This window comes from Haloferula luteola (assembly GCF_014201715.1).
GTDB classification, from domain to species: Bacteria; Verrucomicrobiota; Verrucomicrobiia; order Verrucomicrobiales; family Akkermansiaceae; genus Haloferula; species Haloferula luteola.
In genome coordinates this window covers 119,876-144,955 of record NZ_JACHFD010000010.1, presented here as the reverse complement: position 1 = coordinate 144,955, position 25,080 = coordinate 119,876, and the positions used below count along the sequence as shown (strand labels likewise).

At 60.2% G+C, this 25,080-nt stretch carries 18 protein-coding genes; 9 read left to right on the top strand and 9 right to left on the bottom strand.

The features are described 5' to 3' along the window. Window positions 1–207 precede the first annotated feature (207 nt). The 6 genes from HNR46_RS11370 to HNR46_RS11340 all read left to right on the top strand — a co-directional run bounded on the left by HNR46_RS11370 (window position 208) and on the right by HNR46_RS11340 (window position 7,583). Window positions 208–3,069: an SNF2-related protein gene (locus HNR46_RS11370; RefSeq protein ID WP_184018861.1), complete on the top strand. Its 2,862-nt coding sequence runs from the start codon at window positions 208–210 to the stop codon at window positions 3,067–3,069. Further along, window positions 3,066–3,263 (top strand): hypothetical protein, encoded by a 198-nt coding sequence (locus HNR46_RS11365; protein ID WP_184018860.1) that lies wholly within the window; start codon window positions 3,066–3,068, stop codon window positions 3,261–3,263. Before HNR46_RS11370 ends, HNR46_RS11365 begins: the two co-directional genes overlap by 4 nt. Continuing rightward, window positions 3,247–5,595, top strand: coding sequence for an AAA family ATPase (locus HNR46_RS11360; protein ID WP_184018858.1), 2,349 nt, complete (start codon window positions 3,247–3,249; stop codon window positions 5,593–5,595). Before HNR46_RS11365 ends, HNR46_RS11360 begins: the two co-directional genes overlap by 17 nt. A gap of 40 nt (window positions 5,596–5,635) precedes the next feature. Beyond that, a complete protein-coding gene (locus HNR46_RS11355; protein ID WP_184018856.1) occupies window positions 5,636–5,893 on the top strand; it encodes a hypothetical protein in 258 nt (85 codons plus the stop codon). Between the two features lie 7 nt (window positions 5,894–5,900). After that, the gene (locus HNR46_RS11350; RefSeq protein WP_184018854.1) at window positions 5,901–6,305 is read left to right on the top strand and encodes a PIN domain-containing protein; all 405 of its coding nucleotides are present in this window, start codon (window positions 5,901–5,903) and stop codon (window positions 6,303–6,305) included. Window positions 6,306–6,438: 133 nt separating this feature from the next. After that, a protein-coding gene (locus HNR46_RS11340; RefSeq protein WP_425491692.1) for an IS3 family transposase occupies window positions 6,439–7,583 on the top strand; the annotation gives its coding sequence in 2 pieces (ribosomal slippage) (window positions 6,439–6,709 and window positions 6,709–7,583; 1,146 coding nt in all). Window positions 7,584–7,841: 258 nt separating this feature from the next. On the opposite strand, the gene HNR46_RS11335 is transcribed toward HNR46_RS11340, so the two are convergent. The 8 genes from HNR46_RS11335 to HNR46_RS11300 form a co-directional block, all read right to left on the bottom strand. Further along, complete coding sequence (locus HNR46_RS11335) at window positions 7,842–9,065, bottom strand: hypothetical protein (RefSeq protein WP_184018849.1); 1,224 nt, start codon at window positions 9,063–9,065, stop codon at window positions 7,842–7,844. A 93-nt stretch (window positions 9,066–9,158) separates the two neighbouring features. Further along, window positions 9,159–9,377 (bottom strand): hypothetical protein, encoded by a 219-nt coding sequence (locus HNR46_RS11330; protein ID WP_184018847.1) that lies wholly within the window; start codon window positions 9,375–9,377, stop codon window positions 9,159–9,161. 286 nt (window positions 9,378–9,663) lie between these two features. Continuing rightward, window positions 9,664–11,121 (bottom strand): cardiolipin synthase, encoded by a 1,458-nt coding sequence (gene cls / locus HNR46_RS11325; RefSeq protein ID WP_184018845.1) that lies wholly within the window; start codon window positions 11,119–11,121, stop codon window positions 9,664–9,666. Window positions 11,122–11,607: 486 nt separating this feature from the next. Beyond that, a complete protein-coding gene (locus HNR46_RS11320; RefSeq protein WP_184018843.1) occupies window positions 11,608–11,847 on the bottom strand; it encodes a hypothetical protein in 240 nt (79 codons plus the stop codon). Window positions 11,848–12,807: 960 nt separating this feature from the next. After that, window positions 12,808–13,419, bottom strand: a complete 612-nt coding sequence (gene hisH / locus HNR46_RS11315) for an imidazole glycerol phosphate synthase subunit HisH (RefSeq protein WP_184018841.1) — start codon at window positions 13,417–13,419, stop codon at window positions 12,808–12,810. A 7-nt stretch (window positions 13,420–13,426) separates the two neighbouring features. After that, a complete protein-coding gene (gene hisB / locus HNR46_RS11310; RefSeq protein ID WP_184018839.1) occupies window positions 13,427–14,017 on the bottom strand; it encodes an imidazoleglycerol-phosphate dehydratase HisB in 591 nt (196 codons plus the stop codon). A gap of 66 nt (window positions 14,018–14,083) precedes the next feature. Beyond that, window positions 14,084–15,142 (bottom strand): PTPDL family protein, encoded by a 1,059-nt coding sequence (locus tag HNR46_RS11305; protein ID WP_184018837.1) that lies wholly within the window; start codon window positions 15,140–15,142, stop codon window positions 14,084–14,086. A gap of 11 nt (window positions 15,143–15,153) precedes the next feature. Next, window positions 15,154–17,295, bottom strand: a complete 2,142-nt coding sequence (locus tag HNR46_RS11300; RefSeq protein ID WP_184018835.1) for a DUF255 domain-containing protein — start codon at window positions 17,293–17,295, stop codon at window positions 15,154–15,156. Between the two features lie 31 nt (window positions 17,296–17,326). Here HNR46_RS11300 and HNR46_RS11295 point away from each other — a divergent pair, with 31 nt between their 5' ends. Then, window positions 17,327–18,190 (top strand): ParA family protein, encoded by an 864-nt coding sequence (locus HNR46_RS11295; RefSeq protein ID WP_343076034.1) that lies wholly within the window; start codon window positions 17,327–17,329, stop codon window positions 18,188–18,190. Window positions 18,191–18,198: 8 nt separating this feature from the next. After that, window positions 18,199–18,951: a prolipoprotein diacylglyceryl transferase gene (locus tag HNR46_RS11290; protein ID WP_184018831.1), complete on the top strand. Its 753-nt coding sequence runs from the start codon at window positions 18,199–18,201 to the stop codon at window positions 18,949–18,951. A 19-nt stretch (window positions 18,952–18,970) separates the two neighbouring features. Here the strand turns inward: HNR46_RS11290 and HNR46_RS11285 are convergent, their stop codons facing one another. Then, window positions 18,971–22,468: an ATP-binding cassette domain-containing protein gene (locus HNR46_RS11285; protein ID WP_184018829.1), complete on the bottom strand. Its 3,498-nt coding sequence runs from the start codon at window positions 22,466–22,468 to the stop codon at window positions 18,971–18,973. A gap of 175 nt (window positions 22,469–22,643) precedes the next feature. On the opposite strand from HNR46_RS11285, the gene ftsH reads away from it, so the two are divergent. Continuing rightward, window positions 22,644–24,989, top strand: coding sequence for an ATP-dependent zinc metalloprotease FtsH (gene ftsH / locus HNR46_RS11280; RefSeq protein ID WP_281375574.1), 2,346 nt, complete (start codon window positions 22,644–22,646; stop codon window positions 24,987–24,989). The last annotated feature ends 91 nt before the right edge of the window (window positions 24,990–25,080 follow it).

The window sequence follows — 25,080 nt, the reverse complement described above, 5'->3', positions numbered from 1 at the left end:
GTGGCCCGGGACTGGGCCAGCAAAGCTGGCCGGAAACAGCCCGGAGATTATCCGGATGAACTACAAGCGGCCGCCGCCGGAGAAGGCGGCCAAGAGCTGGTTCGGCATCGCCGCGAATGTTTAGAGGACCGAGGTTTCAGAGTTCCCTCATCAGAATAATGACTCTAGCGTCCTTCCATCCGTGACGATCGGAGCCTCTCCCTCTGAATGTCTTTGACCGGCCACCAAGCCAAATACCTCGCATACGAGCTGACTCGACGCTGGTCGTCGGACAGCGTGGGCAAGCTCGCGGCTGCCGTGGCGGGGGCACAGGTGGATCTGAATCCCCATCAGGTCGATGCCGCGCTCTTTGCGTTCAAGTCCCCGTTCTCGAACGGGGCGCTCTTGGCCGATGAAGTCGGCTTGGGTAAGACCATCGAAGCCGGAATTCTGCTTTCGCAGCGGTGGGCCGAACGGAAGCGCCGGATCCTGATCATTACCCCCTCAAATCTCCGGAAGCAGTGGCACCAGGAGTTGGCGGAGAAGTTCTTCCTGCCTGCCACCATCCTTGAAGCCCAGTCCTACAATCAGGCGGCCAAAGCCGGAAACGACAACCCCTTCCAGCCGGACGAGCCAAGTCTCGTCATCTGCTCCTACCACTTCGCCCGGAACAAGGCGGAGGATGTCGTCTCGACGCCGTGGGATCTGGTGGTGATCGACGAAGCCCACCGGCTCCGCAATGTCTACAAGACCGGCAACGTCATTGCGAATACCTTGAAGAACGCGCTCGAAGGTCGGCCGAAGGTTCTTCTCACCGCCACTCCGCTTCAGAATTCCCTTCTCGAGCTCTACGGTCTCGTCTCGTTCATCGACGAGCATGCATTCGGTGATCTCAAGAGCTTCCGGCAGCAATTCGCCAACCTCAGCCAGAGCGATACCTTTGATTCGCTCAAGGCGCGTCTGGCACCGCTTTGTCACCGCACCCTTCGCCGACAGGTGACCCAATATGTGCCCTACACGGCACGGCACGCCATCGTCGAGGAGTTCACTCCTGAGCAGAGCGAGTCCCAATTGTATCAATTGGTTTCCGACTATCTTGGCAGAGACAACCTCTTCGCGCTGCCTCCGCAACAGCGCACCCTCATGACCTTGGTCCTGCGGAAGTTGCTCGCGTCCTCCACCTTCGCCATTGCCGGAGCGCTGCAAACCATGGCTCGACGGCTGCGTCGGGATCTGGCGGATCAGGAGAAGCTCTCGCTGGTCGATGAACTCGACGAAGACTACGAGTCCTTGGATGAAACCGCCGAGGAGTGGAGCGAAGACGAAGACGCCACCGAGCCATTGTCCGAAGCCGACCGCCAGGCTCTCGCCTCGGAAATCGCCGAACTGAAAGCTTTTGCGGATCTGGCCACCTCAATCACCATCAATGCCAAGGGACAAGCTCTCCTCCGGGCACTGAAAGTCGCCTTCAACAGGATTGCCGGACTCAAGGCTGCCGAGAAGGCCATCATTTTCACCGAGTCCCGCCGAACTCAAGATTACCTCCTCCGGCTTCTCTCGGAGAGCGAATGGAGTGACGGTATTGTGCTCTTCAATGGCGTGAACAACGACGAGCGCTCGAAGGAGATCTACGAGTCTTGGAAAGTCCGCCACGAAGGCAGCGATCGGGTGACCGGCTCACGGACCGCCGACATGCGTTCGGCACTCGTCGACTATTTCCGCGAAGAGGGTCGCATCATGATCGCGACCGAGGCGGGAGCCGAGGGCATCAACCTCCAGTTCTGCTCGCTCGTCATCAACTATGATCTCCCCTGGAATCCCCAGCGAGTGGAGCAGCGCATCGGACGCTGCCACCGCTACGGGCAGAAGCATGACGTGGTTGTCGTCAACTTCCTCAATAAGAAGAACGCTGCCGATCAGCGCGTTTACCAGCTCCTCGCCGAGAAGTTCAATCTCTTCGAGGGCGTGTTCGGGGCCAGCGACGAAGTCCTCGGTGCCATCGGCTCCGGGGTGGATTTCGAAAAGCGCATCGCGACCATCTATCAGCAGTGTCGGCAGCCGGAGCAGATTCAGGAGGCCTTCGACGCCCTTCAGTTGGAGCTGAGCTTCGAGATCAACGAAGCGATGACCTCCACTCGGAAGAAGCTCCTGGAGCACTTCGATGACGAGGTTCGCGAAAAGCTCAAGATCCGCGACGAAGACTCGAAGGCCATTCTTGGCCAGTTCGAGCGGCAGCTCATGCGGCTGACCCGTCACGAATTGAACGGCCACGCGGAGTTTCAGGGCGAAGGCACCTTTCGGCTCCTAACGCCGCCCTTTCCGGAGATCGCCGAAAAGACTCCCCTTGGTCGCTACGAGCTTCCTCGCCGTTCCGGGGAAGCGCACCTGTACCGCCTGGGTCATCCTCTCGCTGAGGCCGTGGTTGGCGCTGCCAAAGAGCGTTCCCTCGAACCCGCCGAGATCTCGTTCAGCTACGAGACTCACGAGGGAAAGGTTTCTATCCTGGAACCCTTCATCGGCCAATCCGGGTGGCTAACGGCTTCCCGCTACACGGTTGAATCGCTCGACCAGACCGAGGACTATCTGATCTTGGCCGCCCATACGGATGCCGGGCAAACACTCGACGAGGAAACCGCCCGCCGTCTTCTCTCCCTGCCGGGTGATCAGTTGCGTACGCTCGCCGAGTCCCCGCCGTCCAGTCTCGATGAACTCAGTCGTAGAGAGCAGGCCCGGATCGGACGCGACATCTCGGAGCGGAACGCCAGATTCTTTGAGGACGAGGCAACCAAACTCGACAATTGGGCCGACGACTTGAAGGTCGGCCTCGAAAGGGAAATCAAGGACATCGACCGCCAGATCAAGGAGGCCCGGCGCGCTGCCTCTGCGGCTCTCACCCTTGAGGAGAAACTGGCCGGACAGAAGCACATCAAAGCCCTCGAGTCCCACCGAAAGGAACGCCGCCGCTCGCTCTTCGATGCTCAGGACGAAATCGACAACAATCGCGAGCGACTCATCGAGAAAATCGAAGGGAAGCTGAAATCGGATTCCTCTGAGGAAGAGCTCTTCACCATCCGCTGGAAGATCCCATGACACCCGCCATAAAGCTCCCCGACAAGACCGCAGAGCGGCTCTTGACCGCCATTTCCACGAAACCACTGCTTGAGAAGTCGGCGGCGGCGGAGGTGATCGATGCGCTCAAGACAGGAAAGCCGGTGAACTGGAATCTCGTCCTCACCAAGCAATTCGAATCCGAACAGGGAGGCCGCGATGAAGCTGAGTCTTGAGGCCTTCCGTGGGGTGGATTCCCCTTTCGAGATCCGTTTCGACACGAAACAGAACCTCACCGTGCTCTACGGCGAGAACGGCAGTGGCAAGACGACCATCTCCGATGCCTTCGAGTTCGTCATCGATGGTACCGCAGGATCCCTCGAGGAAAAGTCGCTCGACGGGAAATCAAAGCTCGGGCAGTTGGTCAACGCGTGCAGGAAAGCGGTCGACCTCAGGGTCTCGCTCGAAGTCGCGGGCCAAACGCGGTCTGCCAGACTGGCCCGCCAAAAAGTCCAGCTTGACGGGCGGCTCGCTTATCGGCTCAAGGTCCTGAGCCGAAAAAACATCACCAAGCTCGTAGAAGAAACCCCAGCGAATCGTTTCAAGCGGATTCAGGATTTCGTCTCCATCCCGGCCCTAGACCGCGAGGAGGCCGCACTCAACGAGCTGGTGCTTTCCGAACAGCGGAATCTGGAAAGCCAGTCGAAGCTCATTGCCCAGGCAGGCGAGATGCTCAGTGCTTTGTTCGAGGAACACGCCGACAAGGCAAAATACGGGAGCCGCCAGGACCAGTGGCAAAGGGATCTTTTGCAGGACAGCGCCGAAACGATCGCTGAGAACTTCCAGATGCTCGACGATCTGAACCAGCAGATCAAACGGCTCCGCGATGACTTCAAGCCGCTCGCGGACAGCTACCCGGCGGTCGCCAAGGCGCAGGAGGCGGTGAAGAAGGAGGAGGCGGCGCTGGCGAAACTCATCGCCGACCACAGCGACGATCTAGCCAAGGCATTCGAAACGCTGCAGCAGGCCCGGGGATTCCTTCGGGAAAGCGGGACCGGCATCTGCCCGGTATGCGATTCGGAAATTGGCCATGCCGCCCTCGTCGAAAAGGTCGATCAGAAACTCGAAGCCCTCAAGGCGGTCAAAGACCAGAGCCAGAAAGCCAAGAATACCAAAGAGGCTCTCCACGCCGCGCAAACCTCGCAGAAAACGCTCCAGCAATCCTTTCTCTCGATTCTCATCAAGCTGAGGGAAGTTCATCAGGCCGCCGTCGATTCCGAGCAATGGCAGCTTCCCGATCTAGTCCCCTCGGTCCTCGGGATGGAGAACGCGGAGGATCTCACCGAAGGATGGTTCGCCGGACTCAAGGCCGAGGCTCCCCAGCTCAAACCTCTCTCGGAGACCGTTGAAAGGGAGCATGCCGCCCTCCAGATCCGGCGCAAGCTGCAGTCGGACGTTCGCGGAGCTCTCAATCGAATCAAGAGTGCGAAGGGCGATGGCAAGCGCATGGAGTTTTCCATCACGCGCGGAGAGGCGATCAAGAAAGTCCTCCACGACGAGAGGATCCGCCATGCCAACGAGACATTGAAGGCGATCTCAGGGGATTTCGCCCAGCTCTACGCGAGAATTCACGACGGCGAGAAAATCGAGACCATCCAGCTTTACCTTCATCCGAACAAGAAGTCCTCCGCGCAGTTCGACGGCACGCTCTTCGGGAAGAAAGAGGCCAGCCCGGTGGCCTTGTTGTCCGAGTCCCATCTCGATACCCTCGGCCTTTGCCTCTTCCTCGCGCTTGAGAAACGGGAGAACCCGGGCAATACGATCCTCTTTCTGGATGACGCCATCGCCTCGGTCGATGACGCCCACATGGAGCGGCTCTACGAGCTTCTCCTGGAGGAATCCGCCCACTTCCATCATGTCGTCATCAGTAGCCATTACCAGCCGCTGCGCTTCAAGTTCCGCTGGGGCATCCTGACCCAAAACAAGGTCGAGTTCCTCGAGCTGGGCCGCTGGACGCTCGACAGCGGACTCTCCCTGAAAAGAGGGCCGAGCTCGGAAGTGAGTTTCCTCCGCCGCTACGTGCGGGAGGCCGAACACCCGTCCGCCATCGCCAACACCGCCGGTCTGGTCCTTGAAAACATCCTCGATTTCCTCACCGGCATCTACCAGTGCCGCCTGCCTCGTTCCCCCGGAGCCGAGCAACGCTGGACCCTGAATGACTACCGCAGCGGACTGGCGGGAGAGAAAAAACTCCTCCCCGCGCTTCGTTGCGAGCATCTCGACGAACAAGGAACCGTCACGAGACCCATCCCACTCGCCCCTCTCCTCGAAGACGTCTTCTCCCGCCTCCAGATCCGCAACGCGATCGGCTGCCATTTCAAGGAACTCGCCGGGCATTTCGATGAACTCGCCGAAGCCCTCGCCCTCGGCAACGCCACCCTCGCTCTTGCCGAAGCCCTCTGCGACGAGCGCGACACCCTGCCCGACCGGAAGAAAGATGGCTGCAGCTGGCACAACCGCGGCGGGACCGTGACCCGCCGTCTTTATCCGCTTCACAAGCCCGAGTGAGCCCGTTGACAATAAAACCATATCCCTGTAAATATTGCTCATGAAAACGACCATTGATTTCCCTGACGAGCTTCTGCACCGGGCGAAAGTGGTGGCGGCACAGCGCCGGACGACTTTGCGCGAACTTGCTGTGAAGGGGCTTGAACAGGCTCTGGAAACCGAGAGTCACAAGGAAAGCACCGAGTCCGCGAGAAAAGAGAGAGTTCGGAACATCCTCGAGGCACTCCAGGCCACGAATACCGAACCCATGGTTCCTCTTGCCAGAGAGGAAATCTATGACCGCCACATGAAAGACTGAGTTGGGAATGGTCTTCTTCGATACCAACATCCTGCTTTACGCCGGCTCCAATGATCCCAAGGACCAGGAAAAGAAGGTCGTAGCCTCCGATCTGATCTCTGCGCTTGATTTCTCGATTTCTTCGCAGGTGCTTCAGGAATTCATTTCGAATGCCCTCGGCAAGAAATCTCTCGGCCTCGGCGAATCCAACATCACCGCGCTGATCGCTTCTCTCTCAGAGAAGCAGGTGGTCCCCGTGACTCTCGATCTGATCCGGCGGGCGATCATTCTCCGCCGTCGGTTCCAGCTCTCCCATTGGGATTCCACGATCCTCGCCGCCGCCCAGGAACTCGGCTGCCAAACTCTTTACTCCGAAGATTTCAACCACGGCCAGGACTACGATGGAGTCCAAGTCGTCAACCCCTTCCGATGAGCAAAAAACAGAAACTCGAACTCACCTGGATCGGAAAGGAGAACCGGCCGAAGCTGAAGTGGTCCGTCAAGACGGAGCCAGAGAGCTTGTTATGATGGGATAGGGTTCGGGTGGCGCAGCCAACCGAACCACCGTGAAACGAAAAAGAAGAACGCACAGCGCCGAGTTCAAGGCGCGGGTGGCCCTTGAGGCACTCAAGGGCATCAAGACCATCAATCAAATCGCGCAGGACGAGGGCATTCATCCAGTGCAGGTTAGCCAGTGGAAGAAGGAACTCCAGGAGCGCCTGCCGGAAGTCTTTGCCTCGGCCAAGTCCGGTCGCGACGAGAAGGAAAAATCCGAGCGCAACCTGTCGCGCATCGAGCGTAAGGTTGGCCAGCTGGTCATCGAAAAGGAGTTCCTCGAAAAAAAGTGCGGGGAGCTGGGGATCGATCTCAACGAAAAGCCATGATCGAAAAGAACCATCCTCAGCTCAGCATCCGCAAGCAGTCCGCCATGCTCGGCATCAACCGCAACCGCCTCGAAACGGCGGAACGTATCAGCGAAGAGGACCGTGCGATCATGCGTGCTCTCGATGAGTTGCACGTCCGCTGGCCCGTTTACGGCGCCCGCAAGCTGGTCGTGGAGCTGCGCAAGCGCGGCTGGAAGGTTGGCCGCAAGCGGGTGCGCCAGCTCATGCGGATCATGGGGCTCGCCGCCGTGGTGCCGAAGCCGCGCACGAGTGTGCCGGACAAGAACCACCGCAAGTATCCCTACTTGCTACGGGACCGCGAGGTCACCACGCCGGACGAAGTCGGGTGCGCCGACATCACTTACATCCCGATGGGCCGCGGCTTCGCCTACCTGGTGGCGATCATGGACTGGCACAGCCGAGCAGTCCTTTCGTGGCGGATCTCCAACACGGCCGACACCCGGTTCTGCCTGGAGGCACTTGGCGAAGCGGTGAAGGTAGCCGGTCGCGCACCGGACATCTTCAACAACGACCAAGGCTGTCAGTTCACCAGCCGTGAATGGGTCGCCGCGGTCGAGGAAACAGGCGCACGCGTTAGCATGGACGGCAAGGGCCGTTGGATGGACAACATCTTCATCGAGCGGCTGTGGCGTAGCCTCAAATGCGAAGACATCTACCTGAAGGACTATTGCAACCTCGTGGAGCTGGAGGCCGGAGTGTCACGCTGGATCACCGACTACAACCGTGAGCGAATCCATCAGCACCACGACTACGCCACACCATGGTCGGTCTACCGGCCGCAACCCGGGCTTGCCGAGGCGGCCTGATCTGCTGGCAACCCGCTCCGGGAAGTTGCCCACAGGAACCCGTCGCTCCGACGAGCGACTTACTGGCCCATTCGCCCCTTTCTCGCGCCGGAACCCGATGGACCACTTTCCTCCAAGGGCGGAAGCAAGCGATACGAAAAACACAGCCAACCGACCCACCCCACCATAACGATCATTCGACCCGATCTGGCTCCGCTCAGGGGACCACCGCGCCCATCAGGATCCGGTCCTCCCAATCAGCGTCCTTGTTCGCTCGCATCACCACTTCAGGTCGATCTCCCGCTGCAGCGGATTTTTTTCGCTCCACCGCTCCCGTTTTATCGGCAGCAAAAGATGCTCCCTTTTCGGATTTAGCCAGCCCGCTTCCTCAAGCCGTCCGCGGAAACCGGTGAGGCGAGGGAACTCCTCGGCGATCAACCGCACGGCATTGAGAAAATATTCCCGATCCCCCCGTGTCGTCCAGAGGTCCTCAAGAGCGCGAAGGAGCAGCACGGCCTCGTCGTAGGCCTTCGTCTCCTTTTTTGCCACCCGCTCATTCACACGGTCCCAAATCTCATCCTCCCGCCGCTCCAGCTCCGCGAGATAGTCGCGACGCCTCTTCTCCTTTTCCTCCTTGATGCGCCGTGCCTCCTGTTCCGCCGCGCAGCGGGCCGCATCGGCCAACTCCCTATAGGAGATGTTCTTCACGGATCGGGATCGGCGGGGCTGTTTGCCGAGACTTCGCAGCTCCCTCCTGAGCGCGCTCTGCACGGCCGTCGCATCCCCGTCCAACAGCTGTTGAAGATACTCCTCCTTCCTCGCCTTCGACAGCTTGCCGAGGTGGTGCGCCAAGTCTTCCTGTGGCGCTGTTTCCGCGGGCAGGGGATCGCTGCGTTCCGCGGCGGCCTTCATCAATCCTCCACACACTCCCACAAAGTCCGCGAGGGTCTTGTGCTCGTCTTTGAGCTGCCCCATACCCATCGGCAGGGGAACGGTGGAGTCGGCATTCTCCTCGAGGTTCAACTCGCAGGCGTTCAGCCAAAGGAGGAAGATCCCCCGGTAGTCACCGTCCATCAATTGCCGGTGAATCGCCTCGAAGGCATCGAGCCGCCAATCGGCTTCGTCATACTCGTCGTAGTAACCATGCGCCGACTCGATCCAGTTCTCCTCGAACCACGCATCGACCAGCACGCTGCCGTCTGCCTCGACCACGGTGAGCGTCTCCCCCATGGCGAACAAGGACAAGTCCGCCACTTCGACGGTGTCCGCATCGAAGCGGAACGCAACATCCTGCGTCCCCCAGTTTGCCTCGTAGAGATGGATGTCGAAGTAGCGCTTCAGGACGGCGATCGGGTCGTGCTTGAATCCGCTCCAGTGGTAGCTGACTTCCGCCGAGTCCGACCTCACAGAGATGTGGGAGGACAGCTCCGAGATATCGCCACGTTGCTTCGCGCTCAAACTCCTCCCGACGACCTTCCACTGGTAGCGTTGAAACTCACTCACGACGACGGAGGATCCACGCTCCGGACCCAGTGCGCAATCCCGCAGCGGGGATGAGGGGATCCGTGACACCCGCAGCCGGGGAGAACGGAAACGTCACAAGGCGGCAATTGCTCGGGTGATCCGCCCCTTCACCTCCACCCAAGGCGGTCCCTCCGATGCCACCGGATCAGGTTCGCCCTCGGCGTTCCCGAACCATGCCAGCCTGCGAATCGCCACGAAGCGGTCGGTGTTGGAGTACTTGCGCTCAAAGAGGTTGAGTGCACCTTCGAGGCACGTCTTGTCGAGGATCCGGACCAGTTCGAAGTGGAGCATCTCAGTGGGGAGCGGGCGCGGACAGGTAGACCCGTGCAGAGGCGGCGGCTTGGGATGCTTGCTGCTCGGGAGCCATGGCCGTCGTGAAGTTGGCGATTCCTCGTGGGTCAAGCCGCCCCGCGAAGCCGCTGGGAAAGGGAAAAGACACTGAATTCGGAGCATCCCGGCGATTTTGAATCTCTGATTTTCGCGGGACCTTATTGGCTCCGAGCCTGAGTGGTTCGCGGCGGAAATGTCAGCCGCCGTGGAAGAGTGGGCTCGCTGATTTTTGCATCGTTCGGAGGCCTCAAAGCACGGGACCGATCATGGCGATGAGGTTGTTGCGAAAGCGAATGCCGATGGGCCAGGTGTTGACGGCTTCGAGGGTGACGGGACGACTTTCGGCGAGGAATGCCTCTTGGCGGGCACGCAGAGCGGCAGTGGTGGAGGGGTCGTGAAGGAGGATGTTGTTTTCGTAGTTCAGGTCGAAACTGCGACGGTCCATGTTGGCAGAACCGATCAGGGTTACTTCTCCGTCCAAGGTGAGGGTTTTGGCGTGGAGAAGGCCGCCGTGATATTCATGAATCCGAACTCCGGCCTCCAGGAGGTCCCGGTAGTAGCTGCGGCTGGCGGCACCGACGACGAAGGAATCGTTGCGAGCCGGGAAGATGATGGTGGTTTCGACGCCGCGGCGGGCGCAGGCGCAGAGTGCCTCCTGCATCGACTCGTCGGGAACGTAGTAGGGGGTGGTGATGAAGAGGTGTTTCCGGGCACCGTAGATCAGGGATTCGAAGACCTCGGGCATGGCAGAGTTGCGGATGGTCGGGCCCGTGCCGATGACTTGAGCTGGGAATCCATGCGACGATGGGGGATCGATAGGGGCGAGGAGGAGGTCGCTGAGATCTTCATCGACTTCGGCCATCCAATCGGCGGCAAACAGGCGCTGATTTTGGCGCACGATCGGTCCTTCAAAACGCAGGAGAATATCGACCCAAGGAGCGTAACGGGCCTTCACGAGGAAGGCGGGGTCGGCGCAGTTTTGACTTCCACAGTAGGTGATGCGGTTGTCGATGACGGTGATCTTGCGGTGATTGCGGAGATCGATGCGGCCTTTGAGGGCACGCACGAAGAGGTTGCCGATAGGAAGGGCGACCGCGAGGTGCACTCCGGCTTCCTTCATCGACTGCCAATGCGGGGAGTCGATCATGGCTCGTGAGCCGAGGCCATCGGCCATGGCGCGGCAGGTCACTCCGCGAGAAGCGGCGCGGCGGAGTGCTTCGACCATTTTGAGGCCGTTGTGGTCGGCCAACCAGATGTAATAGAGGAGGTGGACGGTGGAAGTGGCGGCGTCGATATCGGCGATGATGGCATCGATGGCGGCGTCGGAATCCTTCGTCAAGGTGGCGAGGTTTCCTCCGACCGGGGCGAAGCCATTGACGGAGTGGCCGACGCGGAAGAGGTGATCGTAGTCATCGGGAACGGAGGAAAGGGCTGCGACGGCGTCCCAGCCGGGGGTTTCGGTGATGGGGGGGATTTGGGCGATGGCTTGAAGAGCGGCGTGGGCCCGGCGTTTGCCGATGTTGGTTTCCCCGAGGAGGAGGTAGGCGATGACGCCCAGGAGTGGAACGCTGAGGATGACCACGATCCAAGCCATCCGAGAGGCGGGTTCCCGGTGGGGCCGCAGCACTGCGCGAGCGGCGACGGCGAGGTGGAGAACGAAAATAAGACCGGTCCAGAGGAGGGTGAAAAAATGGGATTCGTTCATGCGATCGCCGGAGCATCAGAGTGGAACTCCCTCTTTCCACTGGCATGATGGACGATCCGCGGAGCGAAAGGGGGGAGGTTCCACCAGTCTGAGATTCGTGGATGGGAGGTGTCAAATTCCAAGGGGGCACTGCAATGCGCGGATCACTCAAGAAGGATGACGGGGGATCCGCTTCTGCTTCTCGATGGGATGACTGTGATCGGCATCCATGGCGGAGAGCCAGGCTTCGATGCGTCGCGAAGTTCCTCCAACCGAAGGTCTCGGTGAGGTGGGGCGATGGCAAGAGGACCGACAAATGGGTCGGTGCCGAGGTGTGCGCGTTTGATTGCGAGACTCCATGAGCCTGCGAGAGGCTGGAGATTCGGGTGTGCTGAGGCGTGGGCGGGTCCAGGTTGGCCGCCAGCTTGCCTTTCGACCTGTGGGACGGGCCGAATCGCGCGGGGTCACGGTGGCACTCGTGTGGGACGGGCGGTGCCTATGTTGGCATCAGGCTCCTACAGGCCTCTGAACGAAATGGAGCGTGAAGGCTCCTTTTTCATCAGGGCGTCCGGAATAGACGAAGTAGCTTCTTCCAATTCCGGGTTCAAAGCTCGCTTTGAGTTCTGAGTAGCTGATGGTGTCGACTCCGATGATTCGGGCAATTTCTCGGCTGGTAACGCTCCAAGATTTCTTTTTTGCAACCTCGTCTTCGGCTTCTCTCCAGAATTTCTTCGAGTTGTATTTCATCGTCAGTTGGGGTGCGCTGACTTTAAGGGTAGGGGTGATTTCAACTGAACGGTGACAGCTTGGTTGAAATTGGCGAGCCTGATTGCCCCCATTTGGGGTTACGTGATGACGGAGGGCGCCCATCCTCAGGCTCTTGGCGCGGGTTCGGCTGGTTGCGCTTGCCGCGGAAATGGGGGGCGATTTGAGTCGGTCTGGAGGAGATCGATAAGGGCAGAACGGGGCAGGATGAGCGGATCCCCTGGAGAGCGGGAGCTGCGGCCTGAGGGCAGAGCGGTGGCAAAAAGCGTGCTGAAACGGGGAAAACACCCGACTTTTTCATTCCCGTGGGTGGGGTCGGGAAGGAGACGTGATCCCGTAATTCACAGGGGGCGAGACGGTTGGAAGAATGTTCGCAGTGAAGGAGACCGGTTGGATCCGGATTCTGCTTCATGGTTTGTCCCAAATCGACCTCGGCCCCACGCGGATTCCCCCGGCGAAGCCTGGGGCTGAGGTCCCCGGGAATGGGCGGCCCCTGAGGTGATGGAGGCCCGGATGAGCGAGGAGATCTGGGGATGGAGCGGGAAATGAATGCGAGGCCTAAAAGCGGGCCGAAATCGTCATTCCCAAGTTATTCACAGGGGGAATGGACTCTGTGGAAGAACTCGGCTGGATTCCGGGAAGAGCAAGGATTCGGGCGAATTCGTCACCTGGCCTGTCGGTGCGATTGGGAATAAGCTGGGGATAAGCTGTGAATGACCCCGAATTTCTCCACAAAAGGCTCCAAATGAGGAGGTTTGGGTGGCTTTTCGGCAACAAATGATCTCCCGAGGTCACCGTGGCCCATTCCGCCCGGAAGAGGCCGATCAGGCGCCGAAAGCGATGAATTCTCAGCCGATTGGGAAAAGAACCGAGATCTCCGTGGGAATTATCCACGAGTTATTCACAATGCCATCCGGAAGCGGTGATGCCTTGAGGCGTAGCTTAGAGGTCGAGGAAGTTTTTCAGCAGGCGAATACCGGCTTGCTGGCTTTTCTCCGGGTGAAACTGGGTGGCGATCAAGTTTCCGCGGCGGATGGCGGCGGCGAAGCGTGTGCCTTCGTATTCGCACTCCATCGCGACCAGGGAGGGGTCGGTCGGTTCTGGGAAGTAGGAGTGGACGAAATAGAAGTAGGGCAGTTCGCCGAGCCCCTGCCATAGGGGGTCGGCGAGGTCGGTGGGGCGAGCGGCATTCCAGCCCATGTGGGGGATTTTGCGTCCGTCTTCCGGAAAGCGGACGACTTGGCCGGGAAAGACCGACAGGCCGGCGATGCCGGGGCTTTCTTGACCGGCTTCGAAGAGCATCTGGTAGCCAACGCAAATGCCGAAGAAGGGTCGATCTTGTGCGATCCATTGGCGGACCGGCTCGGCGAGGCCGCGACGCTGGAGTTCTTCCATGGAATCGCCAAAAGCGCCGACTCCTGGAAGGATCAGGTGAGTGAGTTCTTCGAACCCGCGGGAATCGGAAAGGATTCGAGGGGTGACCCCAAGCGATTGGACGGCATTGGCGGCGCTGCGGAGATTGCCGGCGCCGTAGTCGATGATTCCGACGTTCACGAGCGGTTTAGAGGGCTTCTTTGGTGCTGGGAATGCCGGTGACGCGGGGATCGATGCTGCAAGCGTCACGGAGCGAGCGGGCGAGGCCCTTGAAGATGGCTTCGGCGATGTGGTGTCCATCGCGGCCATAGAGGAGTTCGACGTGAAGGTTGCAGCGCAGATTCGATGCGATGGCGCGGCAGAATTCTTCCACGAGCGAGAAGGGGAAGTTCGGGGCGGACGGCGTGTTCTCGCGGGCCCGGAATTCGAGATGAGGACGGTTGCTGAGGTCGACGACGACGCGGGAGAGAGTCTCGTCCATGGGCAAATAGGCGCAGCCGTAGCGTTGGATGCCGCGTTTGTCTCCGAGGGCTTCGCGGATGGCGTCGCCAAGCACGATCCCCACGTCTTCGACAGTGTGGTGGGAATCGACCTCGATATCGCCGTCACAGGTGAGTTCCAGATCGAACAGGCCGTGCCGAGAGAACAGCGTGAGCATGTGATCGAAGAACGGAACGCCGGTTGCGATCTTCGAGGTGCCGGAGCCGTCGAGGTCGATGGTGAGCTCGATGCGGGTTTCGGCCGTGGCGCGGGAGCGGCTGGCGGTGCGACGGGGCATGACTGCCGTGCATTGACAGCCGGAGTGGCCCGACTGTCAACGCGAGTGTGGTCCTGATGTTGGGAATCAGGGAGCGGGAGTGCCGGCCGGAGCGAGGCCTTCGAGCGTCTTCATGTAGGACGCAGGGACGCCGGCATCTTTGGCGGACTTGAGCGCCGCGGCGGCGGTTTCCGGCTCGGGATTGCCTTTGAGGGTCTTCCAAGCTTCGGCATAGGCCTTGTCGCCATCGGGGATGTCGGAGGCTTTGAAGTCCTTCAATTTTTGGAATTCCTGGGCGAGGGTATTGCGCATTTCGCGCATGCCTTCGAGGTGCCAGACGTTGACGGAGATCCAGCGTTCACCAGCCTTTTTCTCGGCTGCGAGCTTGGTTTCGTAAGCGGCCATTTCATCTTGAATGGCTTTTTTGGTGCGCGGCTTGTCCTGAGTGGGGATCTTTTTGAAGTCCTCGTTGCGCTTCACTTTGCGTTCATCGAAGCTGCGAACTTCATCGCCGAGGCGTTTGTGGAGATCTTTGATGAGTTTCTGCGCGACCGGCACCGAGTCCTTGTAGCCTTGGGTGGTGGGGAAGTTCTTGGCGAGCTTGTCCCAATCGCGGAGGGCGAGAACGTATTGGTTGGAGTCGGCCAGTTCCTTGAACTGATTGAAGGCCATTTCGGCATCCAGGCCGTAGGCATTGCCTTCGCGTTCGGCGGCGGTGACCCACTTGCCGTCGATTTTTTTGGCACCCTTTTTGACGGATTCGTATTCTTCCTGAAGGGTCTTTAGGACCTTTTTGGCGGCGAATTCGTGGATGCTGTCGGGGTAGGAGCTGAGGAAGGCTTCGGCTTCTTTGATGCGCGCTTCGTAGTCTTCGGCAGGGAGGAGGTCGGGGGTGGGAACGAGCTCCTTGACGGCCGGGAAGGCTTTTTCGTCAGCGGATTCCCGAATCACCGAAACGACGTCGGACTTGAGCAGAGTCCGTTGGTCACGAATGGATTCGGTGACCTGGATGAGGGCGACGTAGGATTCGCTGGTCTCCGAAATGATCGTGCCCTCCAGTTTGGTGCCGTCCTTCATTTTGAAGGTGTCCGCCTGGCTGAGGCCGATGAGGAAAGGGAGTAGAAAAACGATGGGCGTTTTTTTCATGAGATTTTGGGTCATTCGCCAGGGAGGGCTTGCACCTGTCCGGCGGACGTCAAGATGCGTTCCTCGCCTCCGGGCGCAATGAATTTGATCGGGTCGGAGGCGGAAGGGTCGATTTTTCTCTCGATCTTGCGGAGAGGCAGGCGGGTGGCCGCGGCTTGGGTGTCCGCATCGGCACTTTCCGCCAAAAGGAGGGTGGAGGAGTTTTCCTCGGCGATCAGGGCGTTGATGGAGTCCATGAAAATCACCGGGAGCTTGTCGATGGGTGGGAGTGCCAAGGTCCAGTGGCGGAGGCCAGGTGGGATGGCTTGGCCGGTTTTGATGAGGGATTGGAGGTTTTGGCGGAGGGTCCCTGCGGTGGAGGGACCGAAGATCATGGAGCGATCTTCGAAGGGGAAAGGAACGATGGCGAAGCCTTCGCGGCTTTCTGAAAGTCGGTCGCCCTCTTGATTGACGAAGTTTTCTCCGAGGAGGGTCATGAGGTCGACTGCCCAGCGGTTCCACTGGTCATCGAGGGTGATGGCGGCGAGATCGAGGGAGGCGCGAGCGGCCATGGCATAGGTGTAGGCGCGGCTATCGCTCATGGGGTCAGGAGTGGCTCCGGGCCGTTCGTTGAGGAAGCGGGCCTGACCGAAGGCGGTGCGGCAGCGCTCGCCGAGTTGGGCGGCCTTTTCTTTCCAGCTGGCATCACCGGTGGCGGTGAAGAGCTGGGCATAGGCGCGGATCATCATGAAACTCGCCAGGGCCGAAGGCGTGTCGTCTTTGGGTGGAGACGGCATGAGCTTCTCGCGAGTTTCGAGGAGTTTCTGGCGTCCGGATGCGTAGAGGGCGGTCGTCTCGTCGACGGGAATGCCGAGCTTGGCGGCGACTTCCTCCATGGAGCGGCCCCGATGGAGGGCGTTTTTGCGAAAGGTGCGACGTTGGGGGTCGGCTTCGGGGGGCAAGTTGCCGAGCGTGCGGAGATCCGAAGCGGCCTTCCAGACTTCGAATTCGGTGTCTTTCAGCGCCATGGAGATGTCGCCGATGCTCCACATCAGCCGCGAGGGGCTGGATGGCTTGGGCTGACGGGTGATGGAAAAGAGTCCGTCGCGAGTAAGAAAGTCGTTTTCGGCGAAAGCGGCGGCATCGAGTGCTGTCGAGAGAGCACCGTCTTGTTGGGTGAACTGGTGGAGATCGACGAGAGCGAGAATGGCTTCCGCTTGGGTGATGCAGTCGCGATTGGAGAGTGTGAAGTTCCAGGAGGGTCCGACCCGAGCAGGGTAGATGCCGCCATCGAGCGGATCGATCATCGCGCTTTTGAGGAGGATCCCGGCCAAACCTTTGGCCGCATCGCGGCAATCGGAACGCAGGGTTTCGGGTAAGCTTGGAGCGACCGAAGCGCGAGACAGGAGAGAGAGAGCCTCGCTGGGGAAGAGGCCACCCAGGGAATCGAGAGTGCCAGTGCTTTCGTCCCACAAGTGGCAGATTTTCTGAACGGCGATGGTCAGTCGGGCGGCTCGTTCTGCGGGATCTTTGATTTCTTCCTCAGGCTGGGGTGGGTTCTCGCGCCGGGTGTTGAGTTTGCCGAGGCTGTCTTTTTTGACGTAGGTCGGATCGTCGTGCCAGAGGCGCTCGATGACCTCAAGGGCCTGATTGAAAAGGTCGGTGACTTCCTGATCGTCGCGGTAATTGATGACTTTCCAGGTAACGGGGGCTCCATCCGGAGAGATGATGACGAGGAACGGGAAGCCGATGGGTTCGTTCAATTCGGCCGAGAGAGCGGCGCTGAGGAGCATCGAATCGCGGCTGATTTCGCCGTCGATGAGCACCGGGATGAAGTCGTTGTTGAGGCGTTTGACGAGGTTGGTGGCGTTGCTGATGGCTTGCAGGGTCTCCGTGCTACCGGGGAAGCGGGCGGAACCGACGAGAGCGACGATCAGTCGCTGGCTTTGTTGGGCATCTTCAAGCAGGGAGGGTCGCCATTGTTGCCAATGCACGGGGCTTTGGGCTTGGCTGGAGAGGAAAGTGGAAGGGGTTCCTGCCAACTGATTGGACTTCAGAACGGTGGGGACCACGGGAGCGACGCGCGCGTTCTCCTGCTCCGAAGTTTTCTTGCTGCACGATGAAACAGCGAAGGCGAAAGCGAGAAGAGAGAGAGAGCGAGCAAAGGGAATCATGAAGACAGTCGGTTGAGGGGAGCGCGTCGGGGTGGGACCACGCGTAGAAAAGGCTTTCTCACCCTTCTGCGCGAGCTACTCTCGGCCGCGGTTTCGGAAGGATAGCAGCGTGATTAGTATAGCGATATCAAGTCAGAAGGGCGGGGTTGGAAAAACCACAGTGGCCATCAACCTGGCACACTCCTTGGCGCGGGCGGGATTCCGGACGTTGCTGGTCGATGCCGATCCGCAGGGCTCGGTGGGTCTTTCGTTGACGCGACAATCGAGGCTGCTTTCTGGATTCTACGATTTTCTTTCGGATCCTGGGATCCCTCTGGAGCGGATCATCGTGCCCACGCGGATGGAGACCTTCAGTCTGGTGACGGCGGGGCAAGGAGGGGACTACGAAATCGGTGGCAGCCCGACGGGCGTGCATTTGTCGCGAGTCAGGAGTTTTCTGCGATCGGTCGAAGCCCGGGGTTTTGAAGTCTGTTTGATTGATACCCCAGCGGGACTTTTTGGGCTGACCGCGGATGTGATTTGTTCGAGCCATGGGGTGTTGATTCCCCAGCAGGCAGAGCCATTGGGAATCCGTTCGCTGCCGAAAATGCTGGAGGGATTGAATCGGCTTCGAGTCATCCACCCCGGCCTGAAGGTGCTCGGGGTTGCATTGACGATGGTGCAAAAGGATATGGAGGAAAGCCGTGATTCCGTGGCGGCGTTGCGGAGTCTATTGCCCGCGGAACTGGTGCTCGGAACCTTGGTTCCGCGCGATGCTCTTTTTGTGAAAGCCAGCGCCCGCGGCCTGCCGGTGGGAGTCATGGAGGACGGAGTGGGGGCTCTGGCGGTCTTTGATTCCATGCGGGCGGAAATCGAAGCGAAATTGCCTTTGGGACAACCCCGTGGAGACCTGTAATCCCTGAGATGGATCCGATTGTGTCATGGATGGATGCCGATGAGGTTCGGCAATTGGCGAGCCAGTTGATGACACCGGTGCCGCGACCTGAGGTGGGCACCCCTGATGATGCAGGCTTCGGGGCGATGTTTGAAGGCTTCGTGGTGGGGCCGTCGAGGGAGCGTGAACAGGCGGCGGTGATGCCTGAGTCCGCGGTTCAATCCGAGGTCACTCCTGAATCAGAGCCCGTGGCTTCCCAGGCTGCGGAAGCCCCGGCGCGACCCTTCTTGCATGCGACGACGCACGAGTCGTCGGATTCGTCCGTGGAGCCCGAATTCAAGGGAGAGTCCGAACCGGAAATCGCTGACGACGGCGGGGAAGGTGAGGAGGCCGACCTCCCGGTGGAGCGGGAGATGGAGGGGGATGAACCAGCGAATCTCGCGCGGCGGATGCAGCGTTTTCGGCAGTGGCTGGAGGAGCGTTACGAAGCCCGCGGTGCATTTGTTTTGGACCGCGAAGGCAATCCGGTGATCGACGATCCGGCGTATGTGAAGCTGCATTTCCTCGCACGAAGTCTGGCTCAAGCGTATCGCCCGGTGAAAGGGGAGGCCGGGAACGTCCACGTCAAAATCGGTGCGGATGCGTTTCTGTCGGTCGTCCCTGTGGACACCGCATTCGGTTGCCTGGTGCTCGGCGTGGTGCTGCCAGTCCCTCTGGATGCCGCACGGGTTCGGGTGGTGGCGGAGGCGCTGTCGCAGGTGGCGACTCCGGTCGTCCGGTGAGGGCGACCGAGGGGAAAGGTCAGGAGGTTCGCCGATTCTGGATGATCAGGGCCAAGGTGGCGAGGCCGCAGGAGGCGTTGATGGTGACAAAGAGAACCAAAGCGGAGAACTGAATGGTGGAAACCTGACGTCCAAACCACGGTTTTTTGTCGGAGAGGAAAATGTCGGTTTCGCGGCCGATTTCCGCGTTGCGGTAGTCGGTGCGGAAGGCGCGAGCTTCCTCAATCATCAATTCGACCCGTTTGTTGACGAAGTAGTCGGAAAGCGGGCGGGCGCCGGGGTGGTCGGGACGGACGGGGAAGGCATCGAGTTCCAAGCGGGTTCCTGAGCGGGCAATTTCGGTCAGGCTGGATGCCCGGCGCATCGCGTCGGTGGGGTTGATGGCATCGGCTCCGACCAAGGATTGAAGGGCGCCCTTCATGATGTCGAAGCGCTCTTCAATGCCGGGTTCGAGGGGTGGGGGGAGTTCCTTGAAGGTGTCGATGCGGCGCTGAATGCGGATGCGTTCGAGGTCAAAGGGGTTGCGAGTGGCTTGGGTCACGACCATGCCTTCATAGGCGAAACGCAGGGGAATGTAGCGGGCAGGAACCGGGATGCCGCCGCGTTCTCGCTCGATCGAGGCGTCGGTGAACAGGCCTCGGTTCATTTCCCGAAAGGGGACAAGAGCTCCCGCAAGCAGCATCTGAGGCACCAGCAACAGTGGAACGGCGGTGAGCGCGCCACGTTCCGTTTTGGCGACAGCGGAAACGAGGAGGGCCAGGGCGGTGCCGGTGCAGGCCGTCAGCGTCATCCACTGCCATTGGTCGATGAGGGTGCCGTGGATCTCGAGCAAATGGTGTCCAAGGAAGGTGTAGATGAAACATTGAACGGCGGCGACCAGTGACAGCGCGGCAAACTTGGCGAACACGTAGAGAATCATGCTACGGCGCGTGTTGCGTTCGCGGCGGAGAATGGGTCGATCGCGGAGAATTTCGGTGGCTGAGTTCGTCAGTCCCAGGAACATGGCCACCGTTGCCGAGAGGAACAGGTAGGCGGGGATGTGCAGCGCGGTGGAGAATTCGTAGGCCCCTTGAGGCGACGACCGCAGGGTGATGGCGATGAGCGCGGCGAGAAGCGGCGATTCGATAAGGGTGGCGTAGAGAGTCCCGCGATTTCGCAGTTTTGACCAAATGGCGCGGTGGAATTGGGTACGGAAGACGCGGAGGTTGGCGCTGAGAGTGCTGCGGCCGCGGCGGAAAGTGGTGACACCCTTTCCCGACAGATCGGGAAGCGATTCGATGCGCGATGGTGGGGTGCCTTTGGAGCCGAGCGAGCGGACCAGGACCCGACTTTCAAAGCGTTCCTGCCAGAAGGTGGGAGGAAAGCGGCGGGCGCCGGTGGGATTCTGGCCACCTCCGATCTGGGCGAGGGGGGTTTCGAGAACATCGAAGACGAAATCGGCCCCGAGGGGAATCCGGGCCTCGATCGATGGATGCTGGATGGCCAGTTCATCGCAGGCGCGACGGAAATACTGGATCATTTCCCGCGGGGAGCCGAAGTAGGCGAGGCGACCGCCGGTATCGAGAAGCAGAACTTTATCACAGAGGCGGAGCACGTTCGCCCCCGGGCGGTGAAGGGAAGCGATGACGATTTTGTCTCGTGCGAGGGAGCGGAGGGTTTCGGCGACGTGTTCGCTGTCTTTGGACGAAAGACCGGAAATCGGTTCGTCGAAGAGAAACAATTCGGCGGCGCTGCCGAGATCGAGGCCGAGGTTGAGGCGACTGCGTTCACCTCCGCTGAGGGTTTTTTCTCCGGGGGCCCCGACCCGCCGCCGTGCCAATCCCTGGAGGCCGAGTTCGGCGAGGATGCTGTCGGCACGGCGCTCGATTTCATTCGCCGGCAGGGAAGCGCGGCGAATGGCCGTGGCATGGCGGAGGTGCTCGCGCACCGTGAGTTGAGGATTCAGGGCCTCCTCTTGGGGCATGTGGGCGATGAACGGCAGCAACCGCTCGCGGTGCTCATAGAGGGAGCTTTCATTGAGCATCACCCGGCCGCGAGTGGGCTTGCGGTGGCCCGCCAAGATGCTCATGAGGGTGCTTTTGCCGCTTCCAGACGGGCCGATGATGCACATCACTTCGCCGCGTCGGACTTCGAATGAAAGGTTATCAAGTGCGCGTTGATCGCGCACGAAGTGGTGAAGCAGATCTTCGACACGGAGGACTTCGATGAGATTGCGTTCTTCATCGATGATGCCTTCGCGGAAACGGCAGCGCAGGGCCTGCGTCCGGGAGAGCCGGATCACCGAGCCTTCCCGCAATTCCGCGGATGCCCGGACCGGAACGCCATCGGCAAGCACTGGACCGGAGGACTCACGGACGAAAACATCGCCGCGCTGGCGTTCGGGGTCGAAGCGGACCCGGAGGACGACTCGCGGGGCCAGACCAGGGCTGAGGAGAAGGTCGCCCCGCTCGATCACCGAAGGGTCGTTGGAGATCCGAAAGTCGCGTTGGTCGGCATGGAGACGGAATCTTCCACCGGCTTCCGCTGCTCGGCGGCGCAAGATATCGAGCGATGCTGAAAAGCCGTGTTCGCCATGGATCCGGTCGTGATGGGTGCATTGAAGAGGCTTTTCGGGAATCAGGGGGCCAATCCCTTCGACGACGGCCGAACATTTTTTGAGGGCCTCGACTTCGGCCGACAGTCCGAATCGGATTCGGATCGTGCTCTGGCGGCTGCGCGAGCGTTCACTGATCCAGCCTTCGTCGGTGGAGGCCAGGAAAATGGTCGAGGGGTTGCCGGTGAGGGCGACGTTGAGAAAGAAGAGCAGGTCTTCGCAGGTGAGTGTCCATCCTGGAACGACCAACTGCTGCCGGGGACGCATGCGGAGGAAGTTTCCAGGCTCCAGCGAGCGCCCACGGACCCACAGCGGGGCTTGGCCGGTATTTCGAACCAGAATCAGGTCGGCGACGCGATAGACTCGGAATTCGTGGTCTGCGGACACGGCCGGGAGCAGGACGTCCACCTGAGAGCCGTGGCCGAAGATCACGCGCTCGAACGATGCAGGCCCCTGGATTCCTTGGCCGTTCATCTCGTCGAGGATCTGGCGACCTTGATCGGGTCGTCCGAGGCGACGCATGAAAATCTCGAAGGCGGCTCGGCTGCGTTCCGACCGACCGACGGCATCGACCAGTGTATAGAGTTGGAGGCCGACAGCGATCTTCTCGGGATCGCTGAGAAGTTCGCGGAGTTCGGCGGCAATGTTGGGCAGGGGGCGCGGCTCGCGGACGGCTCGCCGCACTCGGCGGGCTAGCCAGGAGTGGTCGGCTTCCGGGAATGCGCTGCGCAAAAGGTCGAGAATGAGCTCGGCTTCTCCGGGGTCCAACTTGCCGTCGAGGGTCGCAAAGCCGGCAAAAGCATCGACCATCAAGCCGAGCACCCGCCCGCTGGCCGAGCCCTCGGCGCGGCGTCCGAAGCGGCGTTTTCGAGGCTTCGGCAATGAGGACGAAGGGGCTGGGGCATCATCGCTCCGGTCGGGCATTGGGCGGATGCTCGGTGATCCCCATGGGTCCGGCAAGAACGGGGGCGGAAAAATGGGTTTCCTTTTGAGCGAGCCGGACTAGTCTCCCTCGCCTTTGCCGAGGCAAGAACCTCGTGCTAAGATCCACCCAGGCGGAGCAGGAAACCACTCCCAACAGCTCCGCACTCGATTCACCATGTCCGATCCATCTCAGAATCGCAATCCCCAGGGACCTGGCTCTCGTGGCCCGAATAATGTTCCGGGGTTCAATTGGCGCCTTGCCCTGTTCCTTGGCCTTGCCCTCCTCGCGTTGGGCTTCGCCTTTTTCTACGGGGATGTGGCTACCAAACCCAAGCAGCTCAGCTTCAACGAATTCACCCGCAAGTGGGATCAAGGGTTGATCATCACGGGGGATTCGCAGCGGCTACTTTCAGTGGAGACCGCTGATGGCAGCTCGAATGCCAAAGTGGTGGGCTGGTACCGTGATAAGCCCAACCTCGACGAAATCGAGACCCAGATCCTGTCGTTCCAGCTGAACTTTGGTCGCCGTACCGACCAAGAGCAGGAAGTCATGCAAGCGCTCGGGGAGCACTTGCCCCGGCGTTTCCAGTCCGACGCTCTGCCGACGGTGGAGAATACCGACAAGACGTATACGCTTTCCGATTTCCGTGGGGTGATGGCCAATGGTTGGGTCATCACGGATGACCCGGCCCGTCCGTTGGAGCTGCACACCACCAATTACGATGCGGTCCTGACGGGTTATGCACGGGTTCCGGCCGGGCCCCTTCCGGCGCCCACCCAGGAGCAATTGCACCGTTTTGTGGTGCAGACCTCCCTCTATGTTCAGGCTGAAGAAATCAGCCGACTGCTGGCGCAGAGCGATGCCAAATACATCAATGACGCGGGCATGTTTGGTCGGGTGGTGCTGACTTTCCTGCCGGTGCTGCTGATCATTCTGTTGCTGTTCTTCCTGTTCCGTCAGCAGATGAAGGCGGCTGGCCGTGGCGCCATGTCTTTCGGGAAATCGAAAGCCCGGTTGCTGACTCGTGATCACAACAAGGTGACGTTCAAGGATGTTGCCGGGATTCAGGAAGCCAAAGAGGAGCTTTGGGAAATTGTCGATTTCCTGAGGGATCCGCGGAAGTTCCAGAAGCTTGGGGGTTCGATTCCCAAGGGCGTGCTGATGGTGGGCCCTCCAGGAACCGGTAAGACCTTGCTGGCGCGGGCGATCGCGGGTGAGGCCGATGTTCCCTTCTTCTCGATTTCTGGCTCGGACTTCGTCGAAATGTTTGTCGGTGTCGGCGCGTCGCGGGTTCGCGACATGTTCGAGCAGGGCAAGAAGCATGCACCCTGTCTGATCTTCATCGACGAAATCGACGCGGTGGGACGTCACCGCGGCCACGGACTTGGAGGTGGCCACGATGAGCGGGAGCAAACGCTCAACCAGCTTCTTGTGGAGATGGATGGTTTCGATACCCAAGAGGGCATCATCATCATCGCTGCGACCAACCGTCCCGACGTGCTGGATCCGGCCTTGTTGCGCCCCGGTCGTTTTGACCGCCAGGTGACGGTTTCCCTGCCTGATGTGAAGGGCCGCGAGCAGATCCTCGGGGTCCACTCGAAGAAGATCAAACTTTCCCCGGCCACGGATCTTGCCTTGATCGCTCGAGGCACTCCCGGATTTTCGGGGGCTGAGCTGGCCAACCTGATCAACGAAGCTGCCCTCTTGGCGGCACGGAAGGGGCTGAACGCCGTGACTTTGGCTGAATTGGAAGAAGCTCGCGACAAGGTCCGTTGGGGCCGCGAACGTCGCAGCCTGGCTCTCAGCGAAGAGGAGAAGAAGACCACTGCCTATCACGAAGCTGGCCACGCTCTGCTGTTGGCCACTTTGGAGCACGTCGATCCACTCCACAAAGTCACTATCATTCCGCGGGGACCCTATCTCGGTGCGGCCTTCCACTTGCCGAAGGAAGACAAATATCACTTCCACAAACTTCAGGGCATCGAGCAACTCATCGTGACGATGGGTGGCCGGGTGGCCGAAGAGATCACTTTTGGAGATGTGACCAGTGGCGCTTCGGGCGACATTCGCCAAGCGACCAGTCTGGCCCGCCGGATGGTTTGTGAGTGGGGCATGAGCGAGGAGCTCGGCATGGTCGAGTATGGCGAAAACCAAGGTGAGGTGTTCCTTGCCCGCGACATTTCGCGATCTCGCAACTACTCGGAAGCGACCGCCCAGAAGATCGATTCGGAAATCAAGCGTGTGATCGATCGCGCCTACACCGACGCAAAGCGCATCCTCCTTGAGAAGCGTGACAAGCTTGAGCTGATTGCCCAGGCCCTGCTGGAGTATGAGACTCTCGATGCTCGCCACATCCTTGATCTGATCGAGTTCGGTGAGATGAAGGATCCGCCGAACTCACCGAAGCCTCCGTCGCTTCCTGATGAGCCCCCGGCGAAGAAAAAAGAGTCAACGTCGGGCAAGACCGATGAGGATGATGGGGGTCCGTTGCCGGGAACGGTGGTGGGTGCTCCGGCCTGATCTGCCTTCGATGGTCTTCACTGCAAAGGGGTGAGCGCATGCGCTCACCCCTTTCTGCGTCCCCAGTTTCATCGCAGCCCGATCGAGGAAC